The sequence below is a fragment of the Erwinia amylovora genome (genome assembly GCF_017161565.1).
Classification (GTDB): Bacteria; Pseudomonadota; Gammaproteobacteria; order Enterobacterales; family Enterobacteriaceae; genus Erwinia; species Erwinia amylovora.
The window spans coordinates 2674823-2687673 of the sequence record NZ_CP066796.1; the positions used below are offsets into that span (position 1 = coordinate 2674823).

Genomic DNA, 12851 nt, shown 5'->3' on the forward strand with positions numbered 1-12851 from the left:
TCCCTGGTTCCAGTGGCCACTTATCGTACGCCAATCTCACCGGGATAACAGCGGTGAACAGGGAAAAAGCGCTGTTTTCAGAGCGCCTTCACAGAGATGGCCTCACCGGCCATTTTCTTTTTCAACGTGCGTTTGGTGCGGTCGATAACGTCTCCGGCCAACTGGCCACAGGCAGCATCAATATCATCACCACGGGTCTTACGCACAATAGTGGTAAATCCGTATTCCATCAACACTTTAGAAAAGCGATCGATGCGACTGTTCGAACTGCGACCATAAGGCGCACCAGGGAAGGGGTTCCATGGGATCAGGTTGATTTTGCACGGTGTGTCTTTCAATAATGCAGCCAGTTCGTGCGCGTTATCCGTGCTGTCATTGATATGATCGAGCATCACGTACTCGATAGTAACACGTCCCTGGTTAGCGTTAGATTTGCCAATATAGCGGCTGACGGATGCCAGGAAAGTTTCAATATTGTATTTTTTATTGATTGGCACAATTTCGTCACGAATTGTGTCATTCGGCGCATGCAGCGAAATGGCCAACGCAACGTCAATCATATCGCCCAGCTTATCCAGCGCCGGAACCACGCCGGAGGTGGACAGCGTGACGCGCCGCTTAGAGAGGCCGAAACCGAAATCATCGAGCATGATTTCCATCGCCGGCACCACGTTGGTCAGATTGAGCAGCGGCTCGCCCATGCCCATCATTACTACGTTGGTGATCGGGCGCTGACCGGTCACTTTGGCCGCGCCGATAATTTTTGCTGCGCGCCATACCTGACCAATAATTTCCGACACGCGAAGGTTGCGGTTAAAGCCCTGCTGCGCCGTCGAGCAGAATTTACACTCCAGCGCGCAACCAACCTGGGAAGAAACGCACAGCGTGGCGCGGTCTTTTTCCGGAATGTAGACGGTTTCTACCTGTTGCCCACCCACCTGAATAGCCCATTTAATGGTGCCATCCGCCGAGCGCTGCTCTTCTGCCACTTCGGGCGCGCGGATCTCAGCCAGCTCTTGCAGCCTGTTGCGGAAGACCTTGTTGATATCGGTCATCTCATTGAAATCATCGCAGCAGTAGTGGTAGATCCACTTCATCACCTGATCGGCACGAAACGGCTTTTCACCCAGACTGGCAAAAAACTCGCGCATCTGCTGACGATTAAGATCCAGCAGGTTGATTTTTTCTTTTTTCGGGGTGATTGCAGGTGATACGGACGATGGCGTCACATTAAGTTCTGACATAATATTCTCTGGCCTCGTTGTTACACGTTATGGCACTGGGTTTCGAGTGAATAAAAGGTAAGCGCCCCGCAGCATCAACTGGCGGGGCGCATTATTGTACTCATGACTGATGAAGGGTTAAAGCGGTAGACCAAAATAAATTCTGCCCCCTTCGCCATCAGGCAGCCGTATTATCGGGTGCGTGGGCAGATTTCGCCTTCGCCGAAGAAGTAAGCGATTTCGCGCGCGGCAGATTCAGCAGAATCAGAACCGTGAGTTGCGTTTTCGGTGAAGCTATCGGCGTAGTCAGCACGCAGCGTGCCCGCCAGGGCGTTAGCCGGGTTGGTTGCTCCCATCAGGTCACGATGGCGCTGCACGGCGTTGTCGCCTTCCAGTACGGAAACCACTACCGGTCCGGAAGTCATAAACTCAACCAGGCCATCAAAAAACGGTTTGCCCTGATGTTCTGCGTAGAACCCTTCAGCCTGCTCTTTGCTCAGGTGCAGCATTTTGCTGCCAACAATTTTGAAGCCAGCGCTTTCAAAGCGGTTGAAAATGGCACCGATAACATTTTTTGCCACTGCGTTCGGTTTAACAATAGAAAACGTACGCTCAATAGTCATGTGAACCCCTGTTTTATTTTTCGAGTTTAGCCGTAAAACCTGTCCCAAACCGGGAAAGTGGCCGCGGATTATAGGGGGCATAGCCATGGATGACTATCTGAGTTTCCATAATTTATCGAAAATTCCGCCGTGCATCGCATGAAATCCCCCCACATCTGCGGCTATTTTACGCAGTTGCACAGCCGGTGAACAGAACAGCCAGCGGGGAACTGTCTGAAATAAGGGCGTCAGCCGTATTGTTTATCAGGCTGCCAGTAGAGGACGTTAAGCCATGCCAGAACCGATCTGAAATAGCATCTGCTCGCCCGGCTTCTGTTATTGACAAGCCGTTGCGCCGCCGTGTGTTAGCCTGAGCGAATGGCCGTAATTAACCTTGTGATAGCAAAAAAAATCCCTGACACTGCGTTACCCCTGACTGACAATGAGGCCGCAATGACAACACCCTCTGTTTTCGTCTCCGCTCAATGGCTGGCACAGCATCTGAGCGATGAAGATATTCAGATACTGGATGCCCGTATGCTGGCTCCAGGGCTGGAGAAAACACGCGACGTCCACGCCGAATATCTGGCGGCTCACCTGCCGGGCGCGCCGTTTTTCGATATTGAAGCGCTGTCCGATCACACCAGCCCTTATCCTCATATGATGCCGCGCGCCGGTCGCTTTGCGGCTGCGATGCGCGAGCTGGGCATTAGCAGCGCTAAACATCTGGTGGTGTACGACGAGGGCAATCTGTTTTCGGCCCCACGCGCCTGGTGGATGCTGCGCTATTTTGGCGTAGATCGGGTATCGATCCTGGCCGGTGGCCTGGCCGGCTGGCAGCAGGCGCAGCTGCCGCTGGTCAGCGGTGCGGTTGATGTCGCAGAAGCTGAGTTTGTTGTTGGCCCGGGCTGGGGCGAGATCAAACGCGTTACCGATGTGCTGCTGGTCAGCCATGAAGGCGGCGCACAAATAGTTGATGCCCGCGCCGCCAACCGTTTTCACGGTGAAGTGGACGAGCCCCGTCCTGGCCTGAACCGCGGGCGTATTCCCGGTAGCCTGAACGTTGCATGGAACACGCTGGTGAGCGAAGGACGTTTGAAATCAGCCGACGAACTGCGGGCAATCTTCCACCATCAGGGGGTGGATCTGTCCCAACCGGTGATCGCCAGCTGCGGTTCGGGCGTTACGGCGGTAGTGGTGATTCTGGCGTTGACCAGCCTCGGGGTGAACAACGTCGCGCTGTATGACGGCTCCTGGGGCGAATGGGGTAGCCGTAATGACCTGCCAACCATCAATGATGCACTATCGGCTTGAAAAGCAGCCTGCTGGCTGGCATGAGGCTGGCCGGTAGTGGCACCCGGACGATCTTCAACAGGTGATACATTGACCTGTTGAAGACGGATATGCGCGACTCAGGTTAATTGAAGTAACTCCTGATAGACAGAATCGCTGATCTCCAGCCCGTTTTCCAGACTCTGTTTTCTGGCCTGATAGCGGCGCTGCGAGGGCAGTCTGGCTCCCTGCTCCACTACCGCTGCGAACAGATTTTCCGCCCGGGCAACATGCTGCGCCGCAGCGTTGCCGAGAAAACGAGCGGGATCGACGGCTATCAGTAACTCACCGTGATAGGGCGAAGACTTGCTGCCCGCGTCGTGAGCCAGCGACTCGGCGCTGGTTAAGTCACCAATCAGCGGGCCGGCAAGCAGCTCTATCATGGTCGACAGCGCCGAGCCTTTGTGGCTGCCAAACGTCAGCATCGCACCGTAATCGAGCACTTCTGCCGGATCGGTGCAGCTATTTCCCTGCCTGTCCACGCCCCATCCTTCAGGGATCGGCCTGCACTCGCGATGGTGGAGTTCAATTTCACCTCGCGCCACCGCGCTGGTAGCAAAGTCAAAGACGTAAGGCTCCCCCGCCGCTCTCGGCCATCCAAAGGCCATCGGATTTGTGCCAAAAACCGGCACGTTTCCCCCCGCTGGCGCGACCCAGGCATGACTGGGGGTGAAAGCCAGCGCCACCAGGCCTGCCGTCGTTAAGCGTTCAATTTCAACCCATAATGCCGAAAAATGGACGCAGTGGTTGATCGACATGGCGGCAATGCCCTGGGTTTTGGCTTTATCGACCAGATGAGGCCACCCGGTTTCAAACGCCAGAACGGAAAATCCCCCTTTCGCGTCAACCCTGACCAACCCGGGCGCAAGGTTATCGACCTGCGGCCGGGCATCGGCTACCACCTTGCCGTTGTGCAGGGTTCTGACGCACCCGAGGGTGCGCCACAGGCCATGAGCCGTGCAGCCGTCAATTTCACTGGCAACAATGGTTTGCATCACCGCATGGGCATTAGGCCCGTCAAAACCGGCTTTCAGCAGGATGGTTTTGACCAGTTGCCTGGCATCATTAATGCTGATTTTCATTGATCCCCCCGGATGGCGTCACGGGTCAGTGCACCATTAATCAGCCGCATAATGCCAAGCGGATTTTCATCTTTCAGGGCGTCCGGCAGCCACTGCTGCGGGTAGTTTTGATAACAGACCGGGCGCAGATAGCGCTCGATGGCCAGCGTGCCGACCGAAGTGCCGCGCGGATCGGAGGTGGCCGGAAAGGGGCCGCCATGCACCATAGCGTCACAGACTTCCACCCCGGTAGGATAACCGTTCAGCAGCAGACGGCCGGCTTTCTGCTCCAGCAAAGGCACCAGCAGCGGGAATGCGTTCACATCTTCCGGATCGGCGATTAAGGTTGCGGCCAGCTGACCACGCAGACCGTCGATAACCCGCTTGAGTTCTGCTTCGTCACTGACCTGCACCACAATCGAGACCGGTCCAAACACCTCTTCCTGTAGCAGAGCATCGCCCTGGGCCAGTAGCCTGGCCTCTGCCAGGAACAGCTGCGGGCTGGCCTGTTGACCGTTCTGTTCCTGCCCTGCCAGCCAGGTGATGCCGTTATGTTGATGTAACGCGTTAAGTCCCTGTTGATAGTTATGCAAAACGCCGCGATTAAGCATGGTTTGTCGTGGGCTGGCGCTAATATTGGTTTTCATGTCATTAAGGAAGCGTTCGAAAGCGCCGGAGCGGATGCCAATAATCAGCCCCGGGTTGGTACAGAACTGGCCACAGCCCGTCACCACAGAGTCCGTCAGTTCCCGTGCTATCTTCTCACCACGCTTTTCCAGCGCGCCAGGCAGCAGGATAACGGGATTGATACTGCTCATTTCGGCAAACACCGGAATGGGTTGCGGGCGCGCTGCCGCCATATCGCAGATAGCCCGTCCGCCTTTAAGCGAACCGGTAAAGCCAACGGCCTGAATCGCCGGGTGCTTAACGATGACAGCACCAATGTCTCTGCCGTAAAGCATATTGAATACGCCATCGGGCATGCCGCTTTTCTGCGCAGCGCGCACGATAGCTGCGGCAACCTTCTCTGCCGTGGCCATATGGCCGCTGTGCGCTTTCATCACCACGCTACAGCCTGCGGCCAGCGCTGAAGCGGTATCGCCTCCCGCGGTGGAAAACGCCAGCGGGAAATTACTGGCTCCAAACACCGCAACCGGGCCGATGGCGGTTCGGGACTGGCGCAGATCCGGGCGCGCAAGCGGCTTTCTGTCCGGCAAGGCGCAGTCAATGCGCGCAGCGTAAAAGTCACCACGCTGCAAAAACCGGGCAAACAGGCGCATTTGCCCGCTGGTACGCGCACGCTCACCGCGAATGCGTGCTTCCGGCAGCGCCGTTTCCTGCATCACCAGGCGGATAAATGCGTCGTCCAACGCGTCCAGTTCATCGGCGATAGCTTCAAGAAATACCGCACGCTGTTCTGCAGAGGTCGAGCGGTATTCGGCAAAGGCGCGCCGGGCCGCCAGACATGCCTGCTCCGCTTCCTTTTCGGCCGCCTGCCAGAAGAGATAAGGCAGTGCTTCACCGCTTTGCGCGTCAAAACTGCTCAGTATTCTGTCACCCAGGCTGCTTCTTTTTCCATCAATAAAGTTTTGGCCATCATGGTCCATAAGAGTGCTCCTTTACTTTCAGTGAGTGGGGTGGCGTGACGTCCGGCAGGCACAATGTTGCCAGCCGGGCCGTCATAACCGGCGGACGAATCTGTTCATTTGACCAGCTTTTCAGCCAGCAGAGAGAAGCGTGGCAAATTTTCCCCTGGCAGGATCCCATCCCGCATCGGGTTTGCATTTTGGCCTGCTTCAGGCCGGCAGCATCTTTCACTGCGCCGTAGGCAACATCTTCACAGCGGCAGAGGATTGTTTCATCGGTAACTAGCGTTTTGAGCCGTTCATCCAGCTCAAAGGTTTGCTGCAATAAGTCAGCAAAGCGCGACCAGCTTAATTTGGCCGGACGCCAGGCCTGGCATTTTTGCCCGGCTGCGGTCGCCTGAAACCCGGCGATAAACCCTTCAGCAAGGGAGAGTTCACTGCCCCCTACCCCGGTGCATTCCCCGGCAGCCCAGATATGTGCAGATGAAGTTTGCTGGTCGCTATTCACCACCACTGCCCCGGCGGCGGTTTTTACCCCAAGAAGTTGCGCAACCTGCACGTCAGGAAGTAATCCAAAGCCGCAAGCAAGGCGGTCGCAGTCCACTTTTTTGCTACGCCCGCGCTGGTTGATCATCACGTACTCCAGCTTTTGCGCGCCGTGGGCGGACACCACATAGCTGGCGGGTCGGTAGCGGAGGTGGCCCAGCATGAGCGCCTGAGCAAGCTTTGCCGGCCAGCGCCAAAGTTGTGCCAGCATCCGGCTCAACATCCTGATGTTTTGCTGCTCACAGATTTGCACCACCTTCGCCCCCTGCTTGCCTGCCGTATGCGCGCTGGCCAGCAAAAGGGGGCCGCTGCCGGCGATAACCACGCGCTGGCCGCGAACATCCATCCCTGACTTTATTAGCGCCTGTAACCCGCCAGCTCCGGTGACACCCGGTAGCGTCCAGCCCGGAAAGGGAATGAACAGTTCACGCGCCCCGCTACAGATGATCAGGCGTTCGGCCTTGACCTGCAGCGCTCTGTCCGGGTTTTCCAGCAGGTAGTGCCCGGGCGTAACCTGCATAATCAAACGCGTCTGCGGCAGCAGCGTGATGCGTTCGGCGTGAAAAAAAGCCTTAACGTGTTTCACCCCCGCACGGGGTAAACGGCCGGGGCCAGCGCGCCAGATTTGTCCACCAGCATTGGGGTTGTCGTCAATCACCAGCACATCGGCACCATTGCTTGCCGCAGCGATGGCAGCAGCCATTCCGGCGGGGCCTGCCCCGATAATCAGTACTTGAGTCGTAAGATCAGTCACAGGTTGCCACCTTCATCGCTTCCGTACACAGAGTCTGGCAGGCCAGCCTGCGTTGCCCGTTAATATTGACCCCGCACTCCTGACAGATGCCCATACCGCAAAAAGGGGCACGGCGCTGGCCGGTGACCGAGATGCGGCTACAGCCGTCGGCGACCAGAGACAGTGCTGCGGCCACGCTGGTGCCATCCACTACCGTGACGGGCGCGCCGTCGATAAACAGTGCGATCATGCGATTAGCCTCCGCATAAGAAACGATCGGGTAAATAAGCCCCGGCTTCCAGTGGGTGATGTTGCTGAAGAATGTCGGCTTTGATCAGGTCCGCCGTGGCGGTTGCCGTAGTCACACCCAGCCCTTCGTGCCCTACGGCAAGCCACAGGCCGCATCGTCCCGGATAGCGCCCTATCAGCGGCAGCCCGTCGGGCGAGGCAGCCCTGAATCCAGTCCAGGTGCGGATCGCGTTCATCTTTTTAACCGCGGGGACATATTCACAGGCTCTGCGCACCATCTTGCTAAGCATCCATGGCTCAACGGCAGGATCAACGCTATCGAACTGGCGGGTTGCCCCAACCAGAAGCTGTCCGGTCGGGCGCGGCTGGATATTACAGGCGGCAGACGGCCCGGTGGCATGGTGTACGCTGGTGACGTAGCCCAGTTCAACCAACGTTCGGGTGATGCCGTGCGGATAGCGATCGGTAATCAGCAGATGGCCTTTCTTTGCCACCAGCGGTAATTCGGGCGACAATTCCGTCGCCTGAATGCCATTGGCAAGGACGATATGCCGGGCGCGATACTGCCTGCCATCGTCAAGGACGACATAAGGTTCGTTGAGGTCGACAACGCGTCCGCGTATGTTGTTGATACGAGGATGCTGTGACATCCATTGTGCGACCACGGGCGCGTACAAAATTCCGTCATCCTTGACCAGCAGACCGCCAGCCAGCCCCTGACGCACGGCTGGCTCTGCCTGAGTGAGCTGCTCTCCGTTGAGCAAGGCACAGTTTTCTCCCAGCTGGCGTAGCAGATGATATTTTTGTTCGGCCACCGCCATTTCTTGTTCACTGGCGGCCATCCACAGCGTGCCGTTTCTGCGATATGCCGCCGCGTCTGGCAGTAAATGGCTTATCTCTTGCCAGCGCTTAAGTGAATAGCGCGTCAAAGCGCATTCGGCAGGATTATCGTCGAGGATCAACAGATGGCCCATGCCCGCCGACGTGGCGCAAGGTAAGCCGGCATCAATGATCGTCACTTCCAGGCCTGCTGTTGCCAGCGTCCATGCGCAGCAGGCTCCGACAATGCCGCCGCCAATCACAATGACATCCGCAGCGGTGCAGGGAGGCATTACCCGATCCCCCAGGCAAAGGGATCGCTGTCGTCTATAACCAGCGTGGTCTCGGCGCAGATGGAAGCCGCACCGCGTATCACCGGCTCAATGCCGGTTGCCAGTGGCCGGTACCAGGCTTCAAATACGCTGCCGATCACGCTGGCCTGCCGCCAGACGGTATCAGGAGCCAGTTGGTTATCCGCAGCCATGCAGGCCAGCCTGGCACTGGTGCCGGTGCCGCAAGGGGAGCGATCGTACGCGCCCCCCGGGCATAATACGAAGCTGCGACTGTCGGCGCTGGCATCGCTTGCAAACAGTTCAATATGGTCGACAGGCGCACCGTCATCGCCCAATATCCCTTGCATCAGCAGCGCCTTTTGAACGGCGGTACAGTATTCGGTTAACTGTGCAAGATTGTCGCGATGTACCGCCAGCTCGTGATGGCTGATAAGAAAAAACCAGTTCCCCCCCCAGGCGATATCGCCGGTGACCTGACCGAACGCCGGCACGTCAAGGGAAAGCGACTTCTTATAACGTCGTGCGGCAACGTTACGCACGCTAACGGTGAGATCTTGATGCAGCACGGCAAGCACGTCACCGACCGGGGTTTCAATTTTGTGCTCGCCGGGTGAGATTTTTCCCATCCAGGCAAGCGAGCGCACCAGCCCGATGGTGCCGTGACCACACATCCCGAGATAGCCGCTATTATTGAAAAAAATCACCCCGGCACAGGCATCCGGCGAGACCGGAGGACAGAGTAAAGCCCCGACCAATACATCATTACCACGAGGTTCGAGAATAACCGTTCGGCGAAATCTGTCGTATTCTCTGGCAAGCAAATCACGTCGTTCCGACATCGAACCTCGTCCGAGGTCGGGAAAGCCATGGGTGACCAGTCGGGTGGGTTCTCCGCCCGTATGGGAGTCTATGACTGAAATTCTATGCATCAACTCACCTCATAATATCAAATCCTTTTTCGCGAGATTTGACATGTAGATTGTCTAATAATGACTGGCAAACGCCGTAAATATGTTTTTTCAACAAGTCAACGGCACCAGGGATGTTTTTTTGTCGACATAAAGAGATAATTTCAGCGTGTTCCCTGTCAGACTTTTCTTTACCGTTCGACAGGCTGAGCTGCATTCGTAAATAGCGTTCCAGCTTCTGGTTAATCATTTTCACGCTGTCAACGATAAGCGGGCGATTAGCCGCACGGTAAAGCGCCAGATGAAAATCCCAGTTTAAAGCTGACCAGTTCATAATATTTGGGTCGCTGATATATTTATTACCGACTTCTTCAATATGCAGAAAGTCCGCCATTTGCATATTGGGAATTGCCAGCTCAAGCAGCCTCACTTCAAGGAGAATACGCATTTCAAATAACTGAGCGAGTTCATCGTCACTCATACGCGTCACGGTCGCTCCTTTATTTTTGACAAACACCACTAACCCTTCTGCTTCGAGTTTTTTTAATGCCTCCCTGACTGGGATCTTGCTGACGTTGAATTTTTTCGCTATTTCGTCCTGACGAACGGGCTCATTCTCCGCGAAATGACCGTTCAGAATGGCCCGGCGTAAATACTGCGTAATCACATCTGAAGTTGAAGGCACATTGCTTAAATCAGGCGTTTCAAAAATATTCATATCTACCTTGTTAATCCTGTTTTGTCGGCCTTCAACATCTTCAGCAACTAACGTGGGTTCCCGGCAAGCAAGCTAAAGACCGACATCGGGTAATACAGGGCGGGTTGCCATCGCAACACGCATGATTTCCTCAACGTGTTCACGATCTGCACCCTGTAAAGGCAGGCGTGGCGGACGCGTCAGTGCGCTGCCACGCCCGGCAATTTCTTCACACAGCTTGATGCACTGTACCAGATCCGGGCGGGCATCAAGGTGCAGGACAGGCATCAGCCATTCATAGATTGGCATAGCCTCCTGATAACGCCCCTGCTGGCACAGGCGGAAGATGGTTTCGCCCTCTTTTGGGAATACGTTCGACATGCCGGAGATCCAGCCCTGTGCCCCGACGGCCAGGCTTTCCAGTACCACATCATCCAGGCCAGAGAACAGGGCAAAGCGATCGCCAACCCGATTACGCACGTCAATAAAGCGACGGGTATCACCAGAACTGTCTTTGAAGCAGACAATATTTTCACAGTCTGCCAAAGAAATAAGGATATCCGGCGTCACATCATTTTTGTAAATCGGCGGGTTATTGTAAACCATCACCGGGAGGTTGGTATGATTGGCTACGTAACGGAAATGCCGGGCCGTTTCATGTGGCTTGGCCGAATAGACCAGCGCTGGCATCACCATAATGCCGTCTACGCCAACGCTTTCAACGGATTTTGCTACTTTAGCAGCCCCCTCGCTGGTGAACTCGGCGATACCGCAGATCACCGGAATGCGGCCTCCGGCAGCATCCTTAGCCACCTGAGTTACCGCCATTTTTTCATCGAGGGTCAGCGACGTATTTTCGCCGACGCTGCCACAAACGACCAAACCCGAAACACCATCTTTTACCAGATTACTCATAACGGTATAGGTTGCTTCAAGATTAAGGGAATAGTCATCATTGAATTGAGTTGATACAGCCGGAAATACACCGCACCAGTTAACGCTGTCAGTCATCATAATTTCCCTTTATAGAATGAATAAATAATTAGCCGTAAGTACTCACCGAGGCTTTCACGTTTTTCTCTGCAACCTGTACGTCAGTCACCTCATCATATTCAAAATCGACAAGATGATTCGGAATACTCACGGCCACAGCCCATTGATAAATAACAAAAGCAACAACGGCTACAACCACACTATCCGCTGGATGAGAAATATAGCCCTGGCCGCCAAAGCTTCCTGCCGATGAAATAGCAATCATGATGGCGTAGTAGGCAATAAGCCATGATGATGAAACAATTTGCTGCCTCAGGCTGATTCTTTCAGTCGGCACATAGCGGCCACACACGATATAGATAACGAACATGGCAATCTGCAAACTTAATAGCCAGCAAAGCGTTGTCCACCCCGACCAGTAGATAATCAGTGATGCAATCATAAAGGTAACAGGCCCGATAAAGCCGATCCTTGCCACACGAAATGGACGCGGAAGGTCCGGGCATGTTTTACGCAATGCGCCTACCGAAATGGGGGCAAGGGCATAACTTAATACCAAAGCGGCAGATACCACGTTAATCAGCGCTTCCCACGATGGGAACGGCAACGTCCAGAAAATAGAGAGGCCAAAAGTAAGCCACAACGCATGGCGCGGAATACCGGATTTAGCGTCAATCTGCGTGAAGCAGCTGAACAATGTTCCGGATCTTGCCCAGGCATAAACGATGCGCGGCGTGGCGTTCATATAGATATTACCCGCACCGGCCGGTGAAACGATGGCATCGGCCACCACCATATAACCCAGCCACGCCACGCCTAACAACAGCGAGATATCACGATAGGGCAGCGTAAATTCCTTGCTGATACTCTGCCATCCCTGCGTCAGCATTTCGGTGGGAATACTGCCGACAAAGGCAAGCTGCAACGCGGCGTAGATAGCGGCAGAGAGTAAAACCGACAGGATCATGGCGATGGGTATAGTGCGTTGCGGATTTTTGACCTCGCTGGCCACTGCGATAATCGGGGTTAAGCCGAGGTAGGCAAAAATCACGCCTCCGGCAGAAACAGCCATTTCAACCCCACTCATGCCGAAGGGGGCAAAGCCCGCAACGGTGAGATTGGCCGGCTTAAAGAAAGTGAAAAGAGTAAACAATACCAGCAGCGGGACAATAAATTTGAAGGCGCTGATGATATTGTTGGTTTTAGCAAAGGTTTTCACGCTGTTGTAATTAATGTAGAAAAATCCGCACAGGAGGACAAACTGAAATAGCCAACCAATTGCTGTTGGGTTGCTGCTACCCGGCTGCGTCAGCTGTTCGAACCAGGCTCCGGCATACTGGCGCGCGGCAACCACCTCTATGGCAACCAGGCTGGTGAAAGCGATAACGGTAATGGATCCCATCATGTAACCCAACAATGGCCCGTGGGAAAAAACCGGGTAGCTGATAACCCCCCCAGCACAAGGCAGCGCTGCGCCGAGTTCACAAAAGACGATACCGAGCAGCAAAACGGCGCCTCCACCAATCAACCATGAAAAAACCCCGGCCGGTCCTGCAATGGATGAGACGTGACTGGCGGCGAATAGCCAGCCAGAACCGAAAATGGCACCCAGACCAATAAACGTCAGATCGGTCAGCGTTAACTGCTTTTTAAATTTTCCAGTCATAAACACCCCTGTATCCCCTGTTCAATCAGCGTATTCGGAGGCGCAGCAAAGCGATAAATAAAAATGTATATCGTATACGATATTCACTTCAGTATTTCGCACTGACTATGCCAATTTTATAACTTATTGAAAAGGGTTTAATT

At 54.9% G+C, this 12851-nt stretch carries 12 protein-coding genes; 1 reads left to right on the forward strand and 11 read right to left on the reverse strand.

The window, feature by feature from the left end; genetic code table 11:
• Window positions 1-77: 77 nt before the first annotated feature.
• Together rlmN and ndk are read right to left on the reverse strand one after the other, a co-directional pair.
• The gene (gene rlmN, locus JGC47_RS12250) at window positions 78-1244 is read right to left on the reverse strand and encodes a dual-specificity RNA methyltransferase RlmN (RefSeq protein ID WP_004159110.1); all 1167 of its coding nucleotides are present in this window, start codon (window positions 1242-1244) and stop codon (window positions 78-80) included.
• 170 nt (window positions 1245-1414) lie between these two features.
• The gene (ndk, locus tag JGC47_RS12255) at window positions 1415-1846 is read right to left on the reverse strand and encodes a nucleoside-diphosphate kinase (protein WP_004159115.1); all 432 of its coding nucleotides are present in this window, start codon (window positions 1844-1846) and stop codon (window positions 1415-1417) included.
• Between the two features lie 432 nt (window positions 1847-2278).
• Here ndk and sseA point away from each other — a divergent pair, with 432 nt between their 5' ends.
• A complete protein-coding gene (gene sseA / locus JGC47_RS12260) occupies window positions 2279-3139 on the forward strand; it encodes a 3-mercaptopyruvate sulfurtransferase (RefSeq protein WP_004159118.1) in 861 nt (286 codons plus the stop codon).
• 98 nt (window positions 3140-3237) lie between these two features.
• On the opposite strand, the gene JGC47_RS12265 is transcribed toward sseA, so the two are convergent.
• From JGC47_RS12265 to JGC47_RS12305, 9 genes are all read right to left on the reverse strand, one after another.
• Window positions 3238-4239 carry an Ldh family oxidoreductase gene (locus JGC47_RS12265; protein WP_004159120.1) on the reverse strand — a complete coding sequence of 334 codons (1002 nt, stop codon included), beginning with the start codon at window positions 4237-4239 and terminating at the stop codon, window positions 3238-3240.
• Window positions 4236-5825 (reverse strand): aldehyde dehydrogenase (NADP(+)), encoded by a 1590-nt coding sequence (locus tag JGC47_RS12270; RefSeq protein WP_004159121.1) that lies wholly within the window; start codon window positions 5823-5825, stop codon window positions 4236-4238. Before JGC47_RS12270 ends, JGC47_RS12265 begins: the two co-directional genes overlap by 4 nt.
• Entirely contained in the window at window positions 5815-7104 is a 1290-nt protein-coding gene (locus tag JGC47_RS12275) for an NAD(P)/FAD-dependent oxidoreductase (protein WP_004159122.1), read from the reverse strand. Before JGC47_RS12275 ends, JGC47_RS12270 begins: the two co-directional genes overlap by 11 nt.
• Window positions 7097-7333 (reverse strand): 2Fe-2S iron-sulfur cluster-binding protein, encoded by a 237-nt coding sequence (locus tag JGC47_RS12280; protein ID WP_004159124.1) that lies wholly within the window; start codon window positions 7331-7333, stop codon window positions 7097-7099. The genes JGC47_RS12275 and JGC47_RS12280 overlap by 8 nt, the downstream gene beginning before the upstream one ends.
• Window positions 7334-7337: 4 nt before the next feature.
• The gene (locus JGC47_RS12285; protein ID WP_004159126.1) at window positions 7338-8444 is read right to left on the reverse strand and encodes an NAD(P)/FAD-dependent oxidoreductase; all 1107 of its coding nucleotides are present in this window, start codon (window positions 8442-8444) and stop codon (window positions 7338-7340) included.
• A complete protein-coding gene (locus JGC47_RS12290) occupies window positions 8444-9373 on the reverse strand; it encodes a 4-hydroxyproline epimerase (protein ID WP_004159129.1) in 930 nt (309 codons plus the stop codon). The genes JGC47_RS12285 and JGC47_RS12290 overlap by 1 nt, the downstream gene beginning before the upstream one ends.
• 4 nt (window positions 9374-9377) lie before the next feature.
• A complete protein-coding gene (locus JGC47_RS12295) occupies window positions 9378-10070 on the reverse strand; it encodes a GntR family transcriptional regulator (protein ID WP_004159130.1) in 693 nt (230 codons plus the stop codon).
• Window positions 10071-10142: 72 nt separating this feature from the next.
• Window positions 10143-11063 (reverse strand): dihydrodipicolinate synthase family protein, encoded by a 921-nt coding sequence (locus JGC47_RS12300; protein ID WP_004159131.1) that lies wholly within the window; start codon window positions 11061-11063, stop codon window positions 10143-10145.
• A gap of 28 nt (window positions 11064-11091) precedes the next feature.
• On the reverse strand, window positions 11092-12708 hold the full coding sequence (locus tag JGC47_RS12305; protein ID WP_004159132.1) for an APC family permease: 1617 nt from the start codon (window positions 12706-12708) through the stop codon (window positions 11092-11094).
• Between the last annotated feature and the right edge of the window lie 143 nt (window positions 12709-12851).

Coding starts and splice junctions, on each gene's coding strand:
- rlmN (WP_004159110.1), bottom strand. CDS start 1,244: ATGTCAGAACTTAATGTGACGCCATCGTCCGTATCACCTGCAATCACC.
- ndk (WP_004159115.1), bottom strand. CDS start 1,846: ATGACTATTGAGCGTACGTTTTCTATTGTTAAACCGAACGCAGTGGCA.
- sseA (WP_004159118.1), top strand. CDS start 2,279: ATGACAACACCCTCTGTTTTCGTCTCCGCTCAATGGCTGGCACAGCAT.
- JGC47_RS12265 (WP_004159120.1), bottom strand. CDS start 4,239: ATGAAAATCAGCATTAATGATGCCAGGCAACTGGTCAAAACCATCCTG.
- JGC47_RS12270 (WP_004159121.1), bottom strand. CDS start 5,825: ATGGACCATGATGGCCAAAACTTTATTGATGGAAAAAGAAGCAGCCTG.
- JGC47_RS12280 (WP_004159124.1), bottom strand. CDS start 7,333: ATGATCGCACTGTTTATCGACGGCGCGCCCGTCACGGTAGTGGATGGC.
- JGC47_RS12285 (WP_004159126.1), bottom strand. CDS start 8,444: ATGCCTCCCTGCACCGCTGCGGATGTCATTGTGATTGGCGGCGGCATT.
- JGC47_RS12290 (WP_004159129.1), bottom strand. CDS start 9,373: ATGCATAGAATTTCAGTCATAGACTCCCATACGGGCGGAGAACCCACC.
- JGC47_RS12295 (WP_004159130.1), bottom strand. CDS start 10,070: ATGAATATTTTTGAAACGCCTGATTTAAGCAATGTGCCTTCAACTTCA.
- JGC47_RS12300 (WP_004159131.1), bottom strand. CDS start 11,063: ATGATGACTGACAGCGTTAACTGGTGCGGTGTATTTCCGGCTGTATCA.
- JGC47_RS12305 (WP_004159132.1), bottom strand. CDS start 12,708: ATGACTGGAAAATTTAAAAAGCAGTTAACGCTGACCGATCTGACGTTT.